The sequence below is a fragment of the Serratia sp. MMO-28 genome (assembly GCF_037199905.1).
Taxonomy (GTDB): domain Bacteria; phylum Pseudomonadota; class Gammaproteobacteria; order Enterobacterales; family Enterobacteriaceae; genus Chania; species Chania oryzae.
Genome location: NZ_JBBCVB010000030.1, coordinates 43868 through 61309, shown reverse-complemented (window position 1 = coordinate 61309; position 17442 = coordinate 43868). Strand labels below are relative to the sequence as shown.

Below are 17442 nucleotides of genomic sequence, written 5' to 3'. Positions count from 1 at the left end.
TGGCGCAATAAGCTCTCCCACGGGCTTGGTGTCCCAGAGGGCGTACGTGCTGCCACGCCGGGTAAGAACACGGTACAACCTATCTTTTTACATCAACTACAAACATACAAGAGGGCGTACGTGCTGCCACGCCGGGTAAGAACACGGTACAACCTATCTTTTTACATCAACTACAAACATACAAGGGCCGGGGTGAGGGGCGACAGAATCAACGGCGGCCCTTCCAGTAGCCAGAAGTCTGGTGCCAGACTTTACCGGCAGTGGTCATCACCCGGCGTAGCTTGTCTTTACCAAAAATATTGACGTGCGGGATCGAACTCATCAGATCGTAACGATCGGAACCTTCACTCATCCCCTCCGCCAACACCTTGCAAACAATATGGCTCGGCGTCACGCCAAAGCCGGAATACCCTTGCACGTAGAACACATTGTCGTGCTGTGGCAATGTGCCAATCTGCGGGAACAGGTTGGCGCTGCAGCACAACGGCCCGCCCCAGGCCAGGTCAATCTTCACGTCTTTCAGGTACGGGAACACTTTAAGCATCAGGTTACGGTTCCAGGCCTTGAGATCCGACGGAATGTATTCAAGCAAGCGGGTTGCACTGCCAAACAACAGCCGGTTCTCGTTGGTCACACGGTAGTAGTCGATCACCGGCCGGATATCGCTATAAGCGCCACGGATCGGACTGATCTGGCGGATCAGTTCGTCAGATAAAGGTTCGGTTGCCAGTTGAAAGGCATAGGTGTTAATGGTTTTGTGGTAGATAAAGGGCTCCATACCGTTCAGGAAACCATTGCAAGCCCAGAGCATTTTCTTGGCGCGCACCGAGCCCATCGCCGTGCGCACGGTAATCCGTGAACCATACTCCACGTTCAGTACGCTGCTGTTCTCGAAGATTTTTACGCCATAACCCGTTAAGGCTTGCGCTTCCCCCAACAGCAGGTTGAGTGAATGAACATGGCCGCCGCCCATATGTTTCAGCGCGCAGGTATAGGCATCAGAACCCACCACCTGTTTTACCTCTGCACCGGTATAGAGTTCGATCTCCTCATCCGGCGAAACCGCCTTGAACTCCTTCAGCCAGCTGCGCAGGGTTTTCTCCTGCCGCGCATTGCTGCCCAGATAGCCGTAGCCGAAGCAAAAATCAGCATCAATGTCGTACTTTTTGATCCGCTCGCGGATGATCCCAGCACCCAGGTTGCTGATCTTGAAGATGGTTTCCAGCCCAGCCGGGCCAACGTGGCGTTTGATCTTTTCCAGATCGTGGCCGATCCCGGCCATCACCTGCCCGCCGTTGCGGCCGGTGCCGCCGTAGCCCAGATAGCGGCCTTCCAGAATGGCAATATTGGTAATGCCCTTTTCCGCCAGCTCCAGCGCGGTATTAATGCCAGAAAAGCCGCCGCCGATGATCACCACGTCGACGTCCAGATCCTCTTCCAGCGTCGGGAAGCGCAGATCGTATTTTTTGGTCGCCGCATAGTAGGTTAACGATTCGATTTCATTGTTCATTACTGCACTCCCGTCTACCCATTGCCTTAGGCTGAATTATCAGGAGAGGGAGTGCGGGCGGCTATGTCCCTTTAGGGACATTTGCAACAGAATTCTAACATTATGCGCTGCGCCGCAGCGGCGTCGTAAGGAACAGGTTGAACAACTCAGCCTGAGAACCGATATTCAGCTTGCCATAGATGTTCTTGCGGTGATTTTTTACCGTCCCCAGGCTGATAAACAGCCGTTCGGCAATCTGCTGGGATCCTTTCCCTTTGAGGATCAGATCAACAATCTCACGTTCACGCGGCGTCAGGGCATAACGTGCCTGAGCAGCATTATCCGTCGCTGGCGCTGAAGAGGCAGGAACGTTGGCGGGCACCACTTCACTGTGCAATCGCGCTACGCTTTTCACCAGCGTCAGCGCACCGCGTAAGTCCGCCAAGTGAGGATAACGGACCCCTACCGTTTGCCGTGCAGAGCCGAAAAACACCCCCAACCCCCGCTCCGGCGTCAGTTGCAGCAATACCCCGGCCTCATCGTGCCAGCCGGTTTTACGGTAAAAATTGCGATAATAATCCGTCTGATAAAAACCGCAGGGCGCTAACTGACGCAGGGTGAATACCTCTCCCTGCCCACCGCCGTTCAGCGCCTGGTAAAAAGGATCGTCAAGGTAAGCGCCCTGCTGATAAATCTGGTTTACCGCATCGCTGTTTTCCTTTTCGGCTTTCATCAGGCAACGCGGCGCTTGGCCATGTTCAAAGGCATAGACAATGGCATTATCAAAAGCGAAGAACCCTTCCAGATAAGCCAACAGATTGGAATAGAATTGGCGGGTCGCCACTGCATCGATCACCGCTGATAATCTTTCGATCTGAATATCCATACCCGCCCTCACAACCATTAACAAATTAACAATCGATCTCTTTCGGATAATGGCCGCACAATTTGGGCCATAGACTATAAAAAGCATTCAACCGATAAGAATGCAAGGTCGATACTGTTTACATGTTAAACAAATCACAAGTTCGGCCGCTTGGCTCACCATCAGCAATTAACATGTTAACAATTAAGAGTTAGTCGCATAAAAAGCATTGGTTCACTTCTAAAGGCTGAATTATGCTGTGATTTCTATACTGACGTGTACCGAGGAGAAATCATGACCACTAGCCTGATGATAGCTAACCGGCAAACCTGGTTCGGTAGCGGCAGTATCCAGCAATTGCTCCCTTTGTTGCAGGCAGAACCCCAACCCACGCTGCTGTTCACCTGCCATTCATTTCTCAATAGCCCGATTTACTCTTCGCTGGCGGATGCGCTGATGCCGTTGCTGGTTGGCAGTGAGGTTGTTGCTCATGAGGCTTCGCCGCAAGAGATCGATGCCTGGGTCGCGCGCTGGCGTGGCAAGGTAAAAAGAGTGGTCGCCATCGGTGGCGGCAGCGTCCTGGATGCCGCCAAAGCCTTTGCCGCCATCGTCGAACACCCGTTGCCAACGCTGCGCTATATGGAAAAAGTCGGCGACAGCAAAGTCAGCAGTGCTACGCTGCCGGTGATCGCAATTCCAACCACCGCGGGTACCGGCAGCGAGGTAACGCAAAATGCCGTGATCACCGATACCCAGCTCAGCAAAGTCAAAGCCTCTTTACGCCACCCCAACTTCGTACCGCAGGTGGCGATCCTCGATCCCGATCTGCTGAAAGGGGCTCCGGACCAGGTGCTGGTCTATTGCGCCATTGACGCCTTCACTCATCTGTTTGAGTCTTACCTGTCTAAAACCGCCAGCAGCCTGTCACGCGCCATGTCGCTGGCCGGTATCCAACACTTCCTCAGCGCCTGGCCGATGCTGAAACATTGCGATGAAGCCCGTGCGGCTATTATGCAGGCATCCTATCTGGGCGGCCTGACGCTGAGTATGGCTGGGCTAGGGGTGATCCACAGCATTGCAGGCGAGATTGGCGCACTGCGTAACTACCATCATGGTCAGATATGCGGCCGCCTGTTGCTACCTTTCCTGGAATTGCTCGATGGCAGTGAACACCCACAGCAGCGTGCGCTGATGGCGGAACTTGCTCAACATTTGTTCCCCGGGGAGCCAGACAGCCCAGAACGTTTCCTGATCGACTTCATTACCCGCCATGCGATTGTCCCCTTCTGGCAGAACGATTTACCGCTCACCCGTGAGGAATTGGCCATCGTCTTGGAGAAATCGAACAGCAAGAACTCCTGGGTCACCTATTCAGAACAACAGCGACAACTGATGATCGAAGAGGCATTCCCGATTGCATGATAATATACCCGTCATACTTCAAGTTGCCTGTGCGTTGGCTGCGTTCGTTCGCCCCAGTCACATCGTTGTCTATGCTCCTGGGGATTCAATCCCTTGCCGCCTTACTGCAACTCGAATTATTTAGGGTAAAAAAATACTGGAGGAAAGCCTATGAGCATTATCGACTGGATTTTAACCGGCATCGCGGTGGGGCTGATCGTCGGCGCGTTGATCAAGATCTTTGGCAAGAAGAAAGAGCAATAAACTTCAATCCCCTCTCCTTACACGAGAGGGTTATTCAAATCCGGCTCAGGCAATCCAGCGCCACCGCCTTGAAGCTGTCGAAATTATCACTGCCCAACAGGCGGCTCATCGAACGTTCGCGCACAAAGGTGACGAACAGATCGTAAATCGCCATCGCTTCTTCATAATCACGCTTGCTGATCGCCAACAGGAATATGACATGGGCGGTCTCCCCCTCTCCCCAAGCGATACCCTGCGGAGCCAACAAGGTGACGACCACGGTCTTTTTCGCCAACAGGCCTAGCGAGTGTGGCAAGGCAATGCCCTCGCCCAGCAGGGTGGAAACGATCGCTTCACGCTCTACCACGGAAGGGTAGAAATCGCTGCCTACGTAATCTTCCTGCTCCAACTGGGTACAGACTTTTTTAAACAGCTGCTCCTGCGTCAGCGGTTCGTTGACGATCATGAAATGATTGGCGTCGAAGAATTTTTCCAGCATATACGGCTTGGTGCGATCCACCAGCACCAGCTTGCCCAGTTGTTCGAGCTGATATTCAGTCGGGAAGGGTGACATCACTACCACCGGCTTATTCTTCTCGCTGATACGCGCGTTAGAAATCACGAAATCCTCTTCGATCTGGCTGAGGATCTCGTAATCGCGCAACGAAACGATGCGCGTCATCACCAGTTGCGGATACTTGCGCGCAATCTGCGCCTGAATCATGCGCACCGTGGAGTTGCCGGTATCGCACACCAGCATCACCTGCGGGTGGCGCTCATAGCCGATATTGTAATGCCGCTCCAGGCCGACGCCGATATGCAGCACCAGATAGCCGATCTCATTCTCACTCAGGGTATAAGGCGTGTGTTTCCCCCAGCTCGATACCGCCGCCAGCGTGACGTCGTAAGCCATCGGATAGTGCTGCTTGATGTTGGTCAGCAGCGGATTCGGGATCGTAATCTGGTATTTCACCCGGGTTATCATGGTCTTGATGTGGGTGAGCAGATCGGCGCGCAGCTGTTTGTCACCCTGCAGATTGTAGTTATAGTGCGCATTGATGTAGGACAGGATGTAGTCCACCAACGCCTCTTCATCGTCGGCATTGATCTCCGTCGGCTGCACTTCCTGCACGCGCCGGGCAGCAATATTCACCCGTAAATAGGCTTCTTCCGCCGCCGAGATCTCTTTGCCCGCCGCCTTGCGCAGTTCACTCGCCAGGCGGCTAGAGGCCTTACGCACCGCCTCATCGCCGTCCTCAACCTCAAAATCCGGCAGCGGATAGCCATCAATAATACGCCGCAGCGCAACGGCACAATAGAAAATCAGGTACTGCTCGCCTTCATCCGTCAAGCGGATGGCGTATTGCGTCAGCAATGGATGCAGTAGCTCGGCAAAGGTCACTACCTGCGGCTGATGCAGGATCTCATTGTTCAATAACGGGTTCTCTGGGTCGGCCAGATGTAGCTGAAACAGCAGGTCGGTCAGGCAGGCGCGGATCGCCATTTCCGAACCAAACAGCTTCATGCCATAGCGCGGTTTGGTTTCAATAGTTAACTGGTAACGCGCCAGATGCTCTCTCACCTCCGCCATATCGTTTTGCAGCGTGCCGCGGCTGACAAACCATTCGTCAGCTAAATCTTCCAGCTTGAGGGAAAAGGCGGAGGTCAAAAAGCGCACCAACAGATAATGCACCCGCTCGTGCGCGCTGCGCGGGGTAACCTGTTTTTTACGCTCCTGATGCTGCAAGGCGCTGAACAGCACCGCGTCATCCACCTGCAGGCGATAACCCGCCCCACGGTTATGCACAAAACGCGCGCCGTATTTTTCCAGAATGTCATTCAGCGCAGTGATATCCGCACGCACGGTTCGGGTAGACACGGCAAAACGCTTTGCCAGTTCTTCCTGAGGTAGCGTCTCAGACTGCAAAGCGTCAAACAGGTAAGCCAAACGTGGGTAGGGGAAGCGCACCATTCTCTTTCCGTTATTAATGTGCCCGTCCGCTCGTGCCGGACGGGCCACAGGTTAAGGCATAAACACCATTTGCGAAGGGCTGCCCACCGGCGTGTAACCCTCAACAAAGCTGAGTTTACCGCTCTGCGGGTCCACGCTGAAGCGGGTGATGTTATCGCTGCGTTGGTTCAGTGCGTACAGGTAGCGACCACTCGGATCCAACGTGATAGTGCGCGGATAATCCCCACGCGTCCAAACCTCGGCTACCGGTTTCATCTCACCATTGCCGCCGACGCTGAACTGCGCAATGCTGTTGTGCAGGCGGTTGGCGACGTACAGGTTTTTACCCTCGGCACTCAACGCCAAGCCAGCAGCAAAGCTGGTGCCCCGATAATCAGCAGGTAAGCTCGAAATAACCTGCAACGGCTTCAGCGTGCCTTTCTGGCTGTCGAAACGATAGCTGGTCAGCGTCGAGGCCTCTTCGTTGATCAACAGCAGCGTTTTGCCATCCGGGTGGAACACAAAGTGGCGCGGCCCGGCACCGGCGGAAGACGCGCTAATCCATGGCGGATCGTTCGGCGTCAGCTTGCCGTTACGGTTATCAAAACGCCACTGATAGATGCGATCCAGCCCCAGATCGGTAGAAAACACAAAGTTGCCGCTCGGATCGCTGGCAATCATATGCGCGTGCGGGCCGTTATGATCGCTGATGGCAAAACTGCCCTCCACCGCGCCGGCAGGTTTAGCCGCACCTGCCGGACCTTCAGCCTGCTGCACCGAGCTGGCCTCACCCAGTTTACCCTCCCCGTCTAGCGGAAAGGCCGCCACGCTGCCGCTGACATAGTTAGCCACCAGCAAATGCCGCCCGTCAGGCAGCAGGGAAAGGTAAACCGGCCCGGCCCCCTGCGAATCGACCTGGTTAAGCGGCGTCAGGCTGCCGTCTTGCCGGTTGATGCGATAAGCAACAATGCCACCGTGTTTGGTGCCGTTAAAATCGGCCACTTCACTGGCTACGTAAAGCGTCTGCCCTTTGGCATCCACCACCAGTTGCGCCGGATTCGGCAGGTTGCTGACCAACGTTTTGTCGCTCAGCACCCCGCTTTTGGCATCCACCCGTACCCGGTAGACGCCCTCACCGTTAGGATTATAGGTGCCAATATAAGCAAAATGTGACGATGGGGATGTCATGGTATCCTCAGCCTGCAGCGCCGGGCTGGCAACCGCCAGCAGCGCCAGGGATAGCGTAGTGATTCGTAAAGAGTTTCGCATAAGTGTCCTTTTTAGCAGATTGGAAAAGACGTTAACTCTTGGCCACGACACCCCTCTCCTTTCGGGGGAGGTGAGGGGAAAATATCGCGTTAACCCACCAGCTTTTTGGTCATTGCCAACAGGGTTTTCACATCCTGCGGGCGGGTATTACCGCTGGTGGAGTCAATGATGGAGCTGTAAATATGCGGGATCACCTGCTTCACACCGGCAGCCAGCGCGATCTCCATAATAGCCTCGTAGTTTTCCAGATCGATGCCCCCGGTCGGCTCCAGCAAGAAATCATGTTCGGCACAGGCCTGCGCCACATACTGAAATTCCTCTTTGTGCTTCAGGCCCCCCATCGGGAAATACTTGATCGAGCTGCCGCCCATATCTTTCAGCAGGGCGATCGCCGTTTCTACCGGCACGATGCCGTCTGGTGCCTGCGCACTCAGCGGCCCGGTGGAGATTTTCACCCAACCCACGCGGCCGGTCGGGGATACCAGGCCATTAACCACGGTTTCGCGCTGCCCCAGCAGCGCACGGCTGGCACCAACGCCGGTAAACACCTGGTTCACATGCTGCGGCTGCACCTTCCAGGCGATCTGGCTGACCATGTTGGACTGCTTCGGATCGCCCGCGCCCAAGCCGATGGAAAGCGCGTTTTCGATCAACCGGGCATAGTGCGTCATATCCGCTATCGCGCTGTCCACGTCCGGGTAGTTTTTGGAAAGCACACCCACCAGCACATGCCCCTGGGCCGCATCATAGATTTCCTGCGCGTTGTCTTTCGAACCGGCCAGCACGTTCAGACACACGCGGTCTTGATAGTAATTCGGCTTCAGCTTCATGCTTGTTGCTCCGTAAACAGATTTTTAATACAGGTGAAGACGGTCATCAGTTGCTGTTCGTTGACGCTGCGTACATCCACTTCGATCTTGCCTTCGTTGGCTTTATAGCCACGGAAATAGATAGCGATATCGCCCGTTTTCAGCCGCTGCACGATGTCTACGGTCGACATGCCCAGCACCGCCTCATCAAAGGTAATTTCCGCCCTGGCGATATCGCGCCCCGCGCTGTCCCACACGGTTTTTGCGCTGACACCGTTCAGGGTATTGAGATGGGTGATAAACGGCGTCATGCGCTCCACCATCTGCGCACCGCTGGTTTTCTCCAGCCGCAGATAGCTTTCAATCGCCTGCGTCAGCCCCAGAATGCCCTCTTTGCCGATCTTCATCGCGCGGCCAATACCGTTGGACTGCTGCTTCACCCAGGCAACGTACTGTTTTTTACCGATCACCAAACCGCTGGTTGGCCCCTCGATCGCCTTGGCACCGCTGTAGATCACCAGGTCGGCCCCCATCTGGTAGTAGCACATCAGATCTTCTTCGGCCGCCGCATCGACGATCAGCGGCAGGTTGTGCTTGCGCGCCACCGCCGCCGCCTGCTCCACCGAGAGAATGCTTTTCTGCACGCAGTGGTGGGATTTGACGTACATGATGGCCGCCGTTTGCGGCGTGATGCAGGCTTCGATCTGCTCAGGGGAGCATTCGTTGGCATAGCCCGCTTCCACTACTTTGCCGCCGCCGAGGGCTACCATGGTGTCCACTGGCGCACCAAAGTTAACGTTATGGCCGCGGGGCAACACGATCTCACGTGGTTCATTCACCGCAGCCGAGTGCAGATTGACCAGCAGGTTGGCGTTATCTTTAACGATCACCGCCGCCACCGACTGGGCAATACCGGCAGAAGCGCAGGAGACAATCACCGCATCTTCCACGTTCAGCAGGTCAGCAATATAAGCGCCGGTCTTGTTCACCAGATCTTTGATTTCAAAGTAATGGTTCAGGCCGTAATCCACGGCGTCAATCACCTCCTGGCGCGGCGTGGAAACACCCAGAATGGTCATGCGACCAGACGTATTGATCACCTGTTTTAAATTATATTTTTCATAGACTGAAGACATCGGCAGCTTTCCCTTCATCGGTTAATAGGACTTCCCCGGCCACCACGGCGGCCAGCGGCACCAGCAGTTGTTCAGCGCTGACCGACTCCCCTTCGGAATCAGCAAACACCTGCGGCGCGGTGCGAAGTTCAAAAATGGTCAAATCGGCGTCAAAGCCAGGCTTCAAGCGCCCTTTGGTGGTCAGGCGCAGCGCCGCAGCAGCGTTTTCCGTGACGCAATCAATCACCTGCGGTAATGAAAGCCCAACGCTAAAGAACTTGGACATCACCGTCGCCAGGCTGTAAACCGGGCCGCTGATGCGGTTGCGGCAGTAGATATCGGAACTGATGGTGTGCGGCAAAATGCCCAGCGCGATCGCCTGTCTGGCGACCGCAAAACTGAAGCTGGCCGTGCCGTGGCCCACATCCAGCAGCACCCCGCGCTGCAACGCGCGCTGGATCGACTCGCGCAGCGTACCGGCTGGGGTCAGGATGCGGTTCGGTTTGCCGTTATAGCAGTGGGTAATGATATCGCCCTGGGTCAGCAGATCGGCAATCTCGTCCAGATCCGGCGGGTTGTTACCGATATGCACCATCAGCGGCAGTTGATGGTTTTCCTGCTGGATCTCTTTCGCCAGCACCAGCGGTTGGGTGCCATTCTGCCCCACCACGCTGCTGCTCATGCGCGCCTTGATGCCGATGATAAAACCCGGTTTGCCGTCGATGGCTTTTTTGACTTCCTGCTTATTGATATCCGCCATATCCGCCAGCTCATTCTGCCGCAGCAGGCCGATGCGCGAGATATTGAGAAAGGCAAATACGTTGGTTTTGGCACTGCGCGTCAGGGCGTAGAACTCATCGATATCGTCGGTGCCGGTGCTGCCCGCATCCACCACGGAGGTGACACCGCTGACAACCCCAACCCGATCCGGTTCATCATGGTAGATCGGCGAAGAGGGGTAGCAGTGTACGTGCGAGTCGATCCAACCGGCGCTCAGGTAATAATTCCCCGCCAGATCCCGTTGCTGATGCGCACCGGCGTCTGCTGCCACCTGCCCCACGGCAGCAATTTTGCCGTCTTGGATGGCCACATCGGCCAGGGTGCCATCCACCAGCTTGGCGCGGCGAATGATTAGGTCATACATACTTCGCTACTCCCTTTCGCCCCGAAGGATCTCCAGCGGGGCGAAATTTTGATTAAGAAATGGCTACCGGGAAGATCGCGCCTAAAATCATCGCCCCCAGGATCGCACCACCGGTGATCGGCTTGCCCCAGATGTAGAACAGCAGGGCTCCCAGCAGGGAACCGACGCCGATCGGAATCGAAGCGGCCATGGCAGACAGGATGATCAACGGCCCCAGGAAACGCCCGGAAGAGTTACCCGCGCCCATCATCACGTCTGCGCCGTAGGTGGAGTTGCTCTGGTTGATGGTGAATTTACGCGCCAGAATAATCACGTAGCCAATCGCCAGACCGATCACCAGGCCGGTCACCAACGAGGCCGCAAAGTTAGCCACCGGGAAGACGATCCCGGCACCGAGCAGCAGCGCCGGAACGCCGAGGCCGACACCGGTCTGGATCGCCCCACCGATATCCAGGATCCCCACCAGCGAACCTTCGATGATGCGGGCAAACAGGAAGCTGGCACCAAACGCCGCCACCGCGCCATACACCCCGGTATCCATGCCAGCACGCAGCATGGAGACAAACGCCACTTCGTTAAATGCGCCAATGCCGTACAGGTAATACATATGCGTCCCGGCAAAGACGCCGGACGAGAGCAGGCCAACAAAAATCGGGAACGACCAGTCGGCGTACCAGAAGCCTTTTTGAGTTTGTGTTTCCATCATCCAGCTCCTTATTTACCGCTCAGGGTGTTATGAATGGCATCCAGCCAGCCCGGCACGCCAAGGCTGAAGGACTCGAGGAATTTCAGATCAAAGCCGCGGAAGAAGCCACTTAGCACGAACAGCAGCACGATCACCGTCATCATGATCTTGGTGACTTTGTTCCAGCCACTTTCTTCGACGCCTTTACCGATCAGGATCCCCAGCACCAGGCCTGGCACGGCGTTACCCATAATCAGCTGCGCCAGGCCGCCAAAGATGGTGCCCCAGAAGCCAGAACGCTTGCCGGCCTCGATCGCCGCCAGCCAGAAGATCACCGGCATCACGGTATTCACCAGCAGGTTGGCGGCTGGCACCAGCACCTTGATCGCCGTTACCTGCAAGGCAGCGGGCACTGCAGAAGCGGTAGTGTTAAGGAAGGTCACGACCAGGATGCCGATGATGCCGCAGGCGATCGCCATTTTTTTCGGATCGTGCAGCGTTTCAGCCAGGTTACGGTTCTTGACCATCAAGGCCGCGGCACCCCAGTTGGGGATAATGCGGTGATCAACGTCCTGCGTGAAGGCACCCGCCGCCACGGAAGACGCCCAGGCGTTGAAGAAGAAGCCCAGACCAAATGAGAAGTGAGAGGCTGGATCGCCTTCGCAGGAATTCAGCTCACCCAAGGTGCGGAAAGCACCCATACCCTGTGTCGTCGGGGCGTGGAACATACGTGCGGCACCGGCCCCTACGCCGACACCAACCAGCCCGCCGATAATAATCGACTTAAATAAGATGATTAAAAACATTAACATCCCCTTTTATGCTATATCCCATCGTTTTCATCTTGTCGCCAGCCAATAACGCAACGCCTTGAAAAAGGGGGGGATAGCGTTTTTATTTAGTGGTGAAAATAACCTTTTCGGTATTGATGATCGTCACGTTCACGGTTATTTCCAAAGAGACGCTATAACTTTTTCTTTCACGCGGCAGAAAGAAGAAAAGAAATTTCTCTTTGGTGGTTTTTTCTTCCGCTTTTAATATGCTGACGTCCTGTGGTTCAATGCGCAGCAGGATATTACTGGTGGACTTTAATATCGCCCCCTGCACATTCGCCAAAGCGGAAGCAAAAGCTTTCGCCTTGCTGTCGCCTTTACCCTCCACTTTTACCGACGTGGTGTATTGTTCTTTCATTATGCATTGCCATATTTTTTGATGTAGGCTTCTACCAGCCGCTGCCCCAGTTCCTCTTTATCCATAAAGCCAAAGCCTAATACGTTGTAGCCTTCGTTGATCGCCGTTACGCCCTCTTCCACAGAGCGCATACCATATTTAGCTTTATAACCATGCTTGGTTTGCGCCGTGATCGCACCGGCACCGCCGCTGCCACAGAAGGAAATCCCCAACTGCGCGTTTTCCGCTTTCATTACGTCACCCAGCTTCATATCTGCCGCCACGCCTGGGATAACGACTGCTCTGCCACCGGCACTTTCAACACCCACGCCGACTTTCTGACCTTTGCCCAAACGATCGCCAATCACTACGGTAATTTGACCCATGGTATTCTCTCCTGATTGAATTTAATCCAGTATCCCCTGCATACTTCAGCAACTCGAATTATTTGGGGTATAAAACTTATTGGTTATTATCTTTAGCCACTTCAAAATGCACAGAAAGTAAGTAAGCCTCTTCAATCGGCAAGGTGGCGAACTTCCCCACAACCCGTTCGGCCATTTGCATGGATTCGGCAGAGATCTCGTCAAACAGTGACTTATCCACTTCCGGCAAAGGTTCACCGGTTATCGAACGCAATACCATGGCGCGAATATGTGACTCCAGCATTTGCTGTTGCACCGCATTGGTAAAAATATTCTCCGCACTCAGCATTGCGGTGATATCTGCCAGCACCTGCGTGGTGATCGTCGCCGCCTTGCTGATATCAGCCTGTTCAATTTCACTTACCGAAGCAGTTCCTTCATTCACTTTTCAGTCACCCCTGATTTCGGACATTAATCTGTAAGTTGTAAAGTGCATCATCGAATAATCCACTTTATCGGATGCCTTTACCCTAACCTTAAGGGCATTTCCTGTGTAGTCTGTTTTTTTCCAGTTCAAACTGGAAATTGAGTGACAGTTGGGGATCCATTTCGCAAAACGGTTCTTTTGCCAATAAGTTAATTAAATTACAAAAAGATAGCGCAATGGCCACTTTACAGTGGGCAAAAAACCAGCAAAAAACTTCGTGATCGGGATCTCTTCCTTTTCCGTGCCTAACCGCCTACTATCTTAAGTAGGACAAATTGCTATTTCTTACACCCCCGCACCCAACGGCGCGGGGGTGTTGCTTTGTGTTGTTTTTCCGAATTTATGGGCGCAGAAAGGGTGCCTTTTGATTTGACTGGAGAGTGGAATGACCAAACCAACCATTACCATTAATGAGCTGGATGCGGAACGCCTGGATGCCCTGCTGGCACAGCCTGCCTTTGCCAACACTGACGTCGCAGCCGCGCTGAATGCCGAACTGGATCGCGCAGATATCGTGCCACCATCGCAGATCCCAGCCAATGTCGTCACCATGAACAGCCGTGTGCGTTTCCGCGATCTGCATACCGCAGAAGAACACATACGCACGCTGGTATACCCGGCGTCGCTCAAAGACAGCAACGAACAGCTCTCCGTGATGGCACCGCTGGGCGCAGCCTTGCTGGGGATGTACGTGGGTAAACAAATTTCCTGGAAGCTGCCAAACGGCGAAGAGGCACGGATTGAAGTGCTGGAACTGCTGTATCAGCCGGAAGCGGCGGGTGAATATCACCGCTGAGGGGCGCAGTGACTGAAGGCACCGGCATAGACGGGCGGCGGAAACACCGCCCGCTACCGGCCTTAGCGGAACTTCTTATGATTGGTATCGCGGGTTTGCTTGAAATCCTGCGCAACTTTGCGCGCCTCTTCCAGTTTACCCTGATTCGCCAACGCCAGTGACTGATCGATCTGCCCGATTAACGTGGTCATCCCCTGGCGGAAATCCTTCATCTCGGCGCTGTCATGCGCCTTACCTTTCAGCTTCGATGGTGTGCCTTTCTCGGCGCTGACCGCAGCTGCGCGCATATTCTCCAAGCTCAACTTCAGCGTATCAACAGAATCAGTTTTCAATACGGTTTTATAATTACTGGCGATAGTGTCCATATCTGTTTCCAGATCGGACGCCATCAATGCCGAACTCGCACCCAACAGCGTCAATGCTACTAATGCTTTCAATGCTTTTTTCATACTCACCTTCCAGTTATTGTTTTATTTAACCCACAGATAACATAGGCAGAGAACGATAAATTCGAAACCCCCTATGGGTAAGAGAGGTTAAAAAAAGAGACTCGGCCGACAGAACGCCGGCCGAAAAGGCTTGATTACTGACCGGCAATCTTCATTTCTGGCAGCAGAATAGAACCGCATTGGATGTTACTGCGGGTTTCGATGTCGCTGCCGATGCTGACAATATTACGCAGCATATCTTTCAGGTTACCGGCAATGGTGATCTCACTGACCGGATACTGGATCTCGCCATTTTCCACCCAGAAACCGGAGGCACCGCGCGAGTAGTCACCGGTAATGCCGCTAACCCCCTGCCCCATCAGCTCGGTCACGACCAGGCCGGTCCCGAGCTGCTTGAGCATCGCGGCAAAATCGTTACCCTGCCCGGCAATACGCCAGTTGTGGATGCCCCCCGCATGCCCGGTGCTGTGCATACCCAACTTGCGCGCCGCGTAGCTGGTCAGCAACCAGGTTTGCAGCACGCCGTCTTTGACAATATCGCGGCGCTCGGTACGTACCCCTTCACTGTCGAACGGCGTGGAAGCCAGCCCTTTCAGCAGATGCGGATGTTCTTCAATGGTCATCCATTCCGGCAGGATCTGTTTGCCCAATGAATCCAGCAGGAAGGTCGATTTGCGGTAAACGCTGCTGCCGCTGATGGCGCCAACCAGATGGCCAAACAGCCCGGTTGCCACTTCAGAAGCGAATAAGATCGGTGCCTTCATGGTGGCTAACTTACGCGGCGAAAGGCGCGCCAACGTGCGGCGGGCACACTCCTGACCAACCCACTCCGGGCTTGCCAGATCGCCCATAGCACGGCCGATGGTATAGGCGTAATCCCGCTCCATATCGCCGTTGTGCTCGGCAATGACGCAGCTGGAAAGCGAATGACGGCTGGAGCAATAGCTTTGCAGCAGGCCGTGGCTGTTGCCGAATACCTTAATGCCGTAATGGCTGCTGAAACTGCCGCCTTCGGTATTGGTGATGCGCTTATCCGCCGCCAGCGCAACCTGCTCGGCGCGCGCCGCCAGCTCGATCCCGCGCTCGGCATCCAGCTCGGTCGGGTGGAACAGATCGAGCTCCGGTGCTTCAAACGCCAGCAGATCTTTTTCTGCTGGGCCTGCGTGAGGATCTGGCGAGGTATAGCGGGCAATATCCAGCGCCGCCTGCACGGTGCGGGAAATGGCATCCGGACTGAGATCGGTCGAAGAGGCACTGCCTTTACGCTGTTGATAATAAACGGTGATACCCAACGCGCCGTCGCTGTTGAACTCAACGTTTTCTACCTCACCAAAGCGCGTGCTGACGCTGATACCGGTGGTTTTGGTCACGGCAACTTCTGCCGCATCGGAACCGGCACGCGCCAGCTCTAAAGCCTGTGAAACGGCTTGTTCCAGCGCTTTGCGCTGTTCTGCAACTTGAGTGACTACTTTCATCAATCTGCCATAATTAATCAGAAAATCGCTGAGAAAAGTGCCGTATCGGTGCAATGCTAACAGCGGCGCCCCCTCTCCCTGTGGGAGAGGGAACTGGCTAGCCTTAACATACCGGCATTACCGCATCGGCGTGGTTTTGCGCGCTATAACGCGCCAAAATAATTCCAAGCTGTTTCCACTCACAGCAGCGCAGAATACAGCCGAATCTGTTTTTGAGTCTAACAGGAACTGTGTTGAATTTCGCATAATGTCGGCAACCTGTTAGGATTAGCCTCTTTTTAACGGAGCCTACCATGAACAAACAGCCTGAAGACTGGCTCGACGATGTCCCTGAGAACGAAAACGAGGACGATGACGAGATTATCTGGGTCAGTAAAAGTGAAATTAAGCGTGATGCTGAAGCGCTGAAAGACTTGGGGACCGAGTTGGTCGAACTGGGTAAAAATGCGCTGGAACGCATTCCGCTGGATGAAGATCTGCGTGCCGCTATTGAGCTGGCGCAGAAGATCAAAAAAGAAGGCCGCCGCCGCCAGATCCAACTGATCGGCAAACTGCTGCGCGCCCGTGATGTCGAGCCGATTCAGACCGCGCTGGATAAGCTGAAGAACCGCCATAACCAGCAGGTTTCACTGTTCCACAAGCTGGAAGCGCTGCGCGATCGCCTGGTGGAAGAAGGTGATGATGCGATCCCCTCGGTGCTGGATCTGTATCCAGAGGCCGATCGCCAACAGCTGCGCGCGCTGGTGCGTAACGCGCAAAAAGAGAAGGCCGCTAACAAGCCGCCGAAATCGTTCCGCCAAATCTTCCAGTACCTGCGCGATCTGGCCGAGGCGCAACAGTGATCGTCAGCAGCATCACTCTGGGATGAACCCTGTTCATCCCCGGTGATGCACCGCTGCCCCCCCTGCTTCACGGATATTGAACCGCAGGTCACCCTCCAGCTCTTCTTCCGCCTCTTCAAACAGCAGAATAATGGCACCAAAACGGCGTTTACGGCGGGCGTTGAGATTGGCAAATTCAATCTCAACCGGCAGGCTGATGTCGCCGGTCACCACATCCCACAGCGCGTCCAGATTGGCGCCAAATCCTTCACCCAGCGCGAACTTGTCGGCAAATTGCTGATAAAACGCGGGTAGATCGGGTATCTGGTTAAAATCGAACTCTATTTTCCCCATCGATTCACTCCATCCGCATGAAGTTTTTATAATGGTCGCGCGTGATAAAAATCAGACCGTCGCTGGAATACAACAGGCGATCGGCCCCGCGTCGGCCGCACTGGTAATTGACGTCTGCCTCGCGCCATACCCGGTTGTTGGCCACCGGTAAACGCCCTTCACGGTTAGAGAAACGATCGCCGCCAATCGCCTTGCCCGGCAATACCCTGCACAGGTTGCCGTCACCCGCATCCCAGCCCTGCTCACGCGCCTGTTTTTTGGTGAGGTAATAATCCGGCAACCGTTGATGCTGCTGCAGATAGCGGGCCACGCGTTTCGGCTCCGTCAGCTTGTCGATACTTTCAGCCGCAGCGCTGGCAGCAGATACAGGGGCGATCGCCCGTTCGCTATTATTGCCGTGCAGTGCGCTGAAAGCGGCCACCACAATGGCGATCAGCATCGCCACAAGGGTACGTTTATTCATATTTTCCCTGAATGAGGTGAATGCCTCATTATGGCTAAACTTATAGCAAAAAATAATGAATCAGAGATGACTGAAATGTAACCGTTTCATC

General features: G+C 54.7%; 19 protein-coding genes. 3 read left to right on the top strand and 16 right to left on the bottom strand.

Features of this window, described 5'->3' with window-relative positions; translation table 11 throughout:
* Window positions 1–208 precede the first annotated feature (208 nt).
* Window positions 209–1510, bottom strand: coding sequence for an NAD(P)/FAD-dependent oxidoreductase (locus tag WG891_RS22035; RefSeq protein ID WP_337264451.1), 1302 nt, complete (start codon window positions 1508–1510; stop codon window positions 209–211).
* 100 nt (window positions 1511–1610) lie between these two features.
* Window positions 1611–2375 (bottom strand): helix-turn-helix transcriptional regulator, encoded by a 765-nt coding sequence (locus WG891_RS22030; RefSeq protein WP_337264452.1) that lies wholly within the window; start codon window positions 2373–2375, stop codon window positions 1611–1613.
* Between the two features lie 273 nt (window positions 2376–2648).
* On the opposite strand from WG891_RS22030, the gene WG891_RS22025 reads away from it, so the two are divergent.
* Window positions 2649–3776 carry an iron-containing alcohol dehydrogenase gene (locus WG891_RS22025; RefSeq protein WP_337264453.1) on the top strand — a complete coding sequence of 376 codons (1128 nt, stop codon included), beginning with the start codon at window positions 2649–2651 and terminating at the stop codon, window positions 3774–3776.
* A gap of 277 nt (window positions 3777–4053) precedes the next feature.
* Here the strand turns inward: WG891_RS22025 and WG891_RS22020 are convergent, their stop codons facing one another.
* The 10 genes from WG891_RS22020 to WG891_RS21975 all read right to left on the bottom strand — a co-directional run bounded on the left by WG891_RS22020 (window position 4054) and on the right by WG891_RS21975 (window position 12951).
* Entirely contained in the window at window positions 4054–5970 is a 1917-nt protein-coding gene (locus tag WG891_RS22020) for a BglG family transcription antiterminator (RefSeq protein WP_337264454.1), read from the bottom strand.
* Between the two features lie 51 nt (window positions 5971–6021).
* Complete coding sequence (locus tag WG891_RS22015) at window positions 6022–7218, bottom strand: lactonase family protein (protein WP_337264455.1); 1197 nt, start codon at window positions 7216–7218, stop codon at window positions 6022–6024.
* 89 nt (window positions 7219–7307) lie between these two features.
* Window positions 7308–8048: a 2-dehydro-3-deoxy-phosphogluconate aldolase gene (gene dagF / locus WG891_RS22010; protein ID WP_337264456.1), complete on the bottom strand. Its 741-nt coding sequence runs from the start codon at window positions 8046–8048 to the stop codon at window positions 7308–7310.
* Entirely contained in the window at window positions 8045–9163 is a 1119-nt protein-coding gene (locus WG891_RS22005) for a DgaE family pyridoxal phosphate-dependent ammonia lyase (RefSeq protein WP_076941796.1), read from the bottom strand. Before WG891_RS22005 ends, dagF begins: the two co-directional genes overlap by 4 nt.
* Complete coding sequence (locus WG891_RS22000) at window positions 9147–10286, bottom strand: amidohydrolase/deacetylase family metallohydrolase (RefSeq protein ID WP_076941795.1); 1140 nt, start codon at window positions 10284–10286, stop codon at window positions 9147–9149. Before WG891_RS22000 ends, WG891_RS22005 begins: the two co-directional genes overlap by 17 nt.
* A 52-nt stretch (window positions 10287–10338) precedes the next feature.
* Entirely contained in the window at window positions 10339–10989 is a 651-nt protein-coding gene (locus WG891_RS21995) for a DUF4310 family protein (protein ID WP_076941794.1), read from the bottom strand.
* Window positions 10990–11000: 11 nt separating this feature from the next.
* On the bottom strand, window positions 11001–11777 hold the full coding sequence (locus WG891_RS21990) for a DUF4311 domain-containing protein (protein WP_337264457.1): 777 nt from the start codon (window positions 11775–11777) through the stop codon (window positions 11001–11003).
* A gap of 88 nt (window positions 11778–11865) precedes the next feature.
* The gene (locus tag WG891_RS21985) at window positions 11866–12162 is read right to left on the bottom strand and encodes a DUF4312 family protein (protein ID WP_337264458.1); all 297 of its coding nucleotides are present in this window, start codon (window positions 12160–12162) and stop codon (window positions 11866–11868) included.
* Window positions 12162–12527 carry an SFCGS family glycine-rich protein gene (locus tag WG891_RS21980; RefSeq protein ID WP_337264459.1) on the bottom strand — a complete coding sequence of 122 codons (366 nt, stop codon included), beginning with the start codon at window positions 12525–12527 and terminating at the stop codon, window positions 12162–12164. Before WG891_RS21980 ends, WG891_RS21985 begins: the two co-directional genes overlap by 1 nt.
* A 76-nt stretch (window positions 12528–12603) precedes the next feature.
* Window positions 12604–12951: a glycine dehydrogenase gene (locus WG891_RS21975; RefSeq protein ID WP_337264460.1), complete on the bottom strand. Its 348-nt coding sequence runs from the start codon at window positions 12949–12951 to the stop codon at window positions 12604–12606.
* Between the two features lie 427 nt (window positions 12952–13378).
* Here WG891_RS21975 and rnk point away from each other — a divergent pair, with 427 nt between their 5' ends.
* A complete protein-coding gene (gene rnk, locus WG891_RS21970; RefSeq protein ID WP_337264461.1) occupies window positions 13379–13789 on the top strand; it encodes a nucleoside diphosphate kinase regulator in 411 nt (136 codons plus the stop codon).
* 62 nt (window positions 13790–13851) lie between these two features.
* On the opposite strand, the gene cybC is transcribed toward rnk, so the two are convergent.
* Together cybC and pmbA are read right to left on the bottom strand one after the other, a co-directional pair.
* Window positions 13852–14238 carry a cytochrome b562 gene (gene cybC / locus WG891_RS21965; protein WP_337264462.1) on the bottom strand — a complete coding sequence of 129 codons (387 nt, stop codon included), beginning with the start codon at window positions 14236–14238 and terminating at the stop codon, window positions 13852–13854.
* Window positions 14239–14372: 134 nt separating this feature from the next.
* Window positions 14373–15713 (bottom strand): metalloprotease PmbA, encoded by a 1341-nt coding sequence (pmbA, locus tag WG891_RS21960; protein WP_337264463.1) that lies wholly within the window; start codon window positions 15711–15713, stop codon window positions 14373–14375.
* Between the two features lie 293 nt (window positions 15714–16006).
* On the opposite strand from pmbA, the gene yjgA reads away from it, so the two are divergent.
* Entirely contained in the window at window positions 16007–16555 is a 549-nt protein-coding gene (gene yjgA, locus WG891_RS21955) for a ribosome biogenesis factor YjgA (protein WP_076941787.1), read from the top strand.
* A 33-nt stretch (window positions 16556–16588) separates the two neighbouring features.
* Here the strand turns inward: yjgA and WG891_RS21950 are convergent, their stop codons facing one another.
* Both WG891_RS21950 and WG891_RS21945 read right to left on the bottom strand, forming a co-directional pair.
* Window positions 16589–16888: a barstar family protein gene (locus WG891_RS21950; protein WP_337264464.1), complete on the bottom strand. Its 300-nt coding sequence runs from the start codon at window positions 16886–16888 to the stop codon at window positions 16589–16591.
* 4 nt (window positions 16889–16892) lie between these two features.
* On the bottom strand, window positions 16893–17351 hold the full coding sequence (locus tag WG891_RS21945; RefSeq protein WP_337264465.1) for a ribonuclease domain-containing protein: 459 nt from the start codon (window positions 17349–17351) through the stop codon (window positions 16893–16895).
* Between the last annotated feature and the right edge of the window lie 91 nt (window positions 17352–17442).

What these genes read in the sequence shown, in the direction of transcription:
- WG891_RS22020 (WP_337264454.1), bottom strand. Translation starts at nt 5,970, where the DNA reads ATGGTGCGCTTCCCCTACCCACGTTTGGCTTACCTGTTTGACGCTTTG.
- WG891_RS22015 (WP_337264455.1), bottom strand. Translation starts at nt 7,218, where the DNA reads ATGCGAAACTCTTTACGAATCACTACGCTATCCCTGGCGCTGCTGGCG.
- pmbA (WP_337264463.1), bottom strand. Translation starts at nt 15,713, where the DNA reads ATGAAAGTAGTCACTCAAGTTGCAGAACAGCGCAAAGCGCTGGAACAA.
- WG891_RS21990 (WP_337264457.1), bottom strand. Translation starts at nt 11,777, where the DNA reads ATGTTTTTAATCATCTTATTTAAGTCGATTATTATCGGCGGGCTGGTT.
- cybC (WP_337264462.1), bottom strand. Translation starts at nt 14,238, where the DNA reads ATGAAAAAAGCATTGAAAGCATTAGTAGCATTGACGCTGTTGGGTGCG.
- rnk (WP_337264461.1), top strand. Translation starts at nt 13,379, where the DNA reads ATGACCAAACCAACCATTACCATTAATGAGCTGGATGCGGAACGCCTG.
- WG891_RS21985 (WP_337264458.1), bottom strand. Translation starts at nt 12,162, where the DNA reads ATGAAAGAACAATACACCACGTCGGTAAAAGTGGAGGGTAAAGGCGAC.
- WG891_RS22005 (WP_076941796.1), bottom strand. Translation starts at nt 9,163, where the DNA reads ATGTCTTCAGTCTATGAAAAATATAATTTAAAACAGGTGATCAATACG.
- WG891_RS21995 (WP_076941794.1), bottom strand. Translation starts at nt 10,989, where the DNA reads ATGGAAACACAAACTCAAAAAGGCTTCTGGTACGCCGACTGGTCGTTC.
- dagF (WP_337264456.1), bottom strand. Translation starts at nt 8,048, where the DNA reads ATGAAGCTGAAGCCGAATTACTATCAAGACCGCGTGTGTCTGAACGTG.
- WG891_RS21950 (WP_337264464.1), bottom strand. Translation starts at nt 16,888, where the DNA reads ATGGGGAAAATAGAGTTCGATTTTAACCAGATACCCGATCTACCCGCG.
- WG891_RS21945 (WP_337264465.1), bottom strand. Translation starts at nt 17,351, where the DNA reads ATGAATAAACGTACCCTTGTGGCGATGCTGATCGCCATTGTGGTGGCC.
- WG891_RS22025 (WP_337264453.1), top strand. Translation starts at nt 2,649, where the DNA reads ATGACCACTAGCCTGATGATAGCTAACCGGCAAACCTGGTTCGGTAGC.
- WG891_RS22035 (WP_337264451.1), bottom strand. Translation starts at nt 1,510, where the DNA reads ATGAACAATGAAATCGAATCGTTAACCTACTATGCGGCGACCAAAAAA.
- yjgA (WP_076941787.1), top strand. Translation starts at nt 16,007, where the DNA reads ATGAACAAACAGCCTGAAGACTGGCTCGACGATGTCCCTGAGAACGAA.
- WG891_RS22000 (WP_076941795.1), bottom strand. Translation starts at nt 10,286, where the DNA reads ATGTATGACCTAATCATTCGCCGCGCCAAGCTGGTGGATGGCACCCTG.
- WG891_RS21980 (WP_337264459.1), bottom strand. Translation starts at nt 12,527, where the DNA reads ATGGGTCAAATTACCGTAGTGATTGGCGATCGTTTGGGCAAAGGTCAG.
- WG891_RS22030 (WP_337264452.1), bottom strand. Translation starts at nt 2,375, where the DNA reads ATGGATATTCAGATCGAAAGATTATCAGCGGTGATCGATGCAGTGGCG.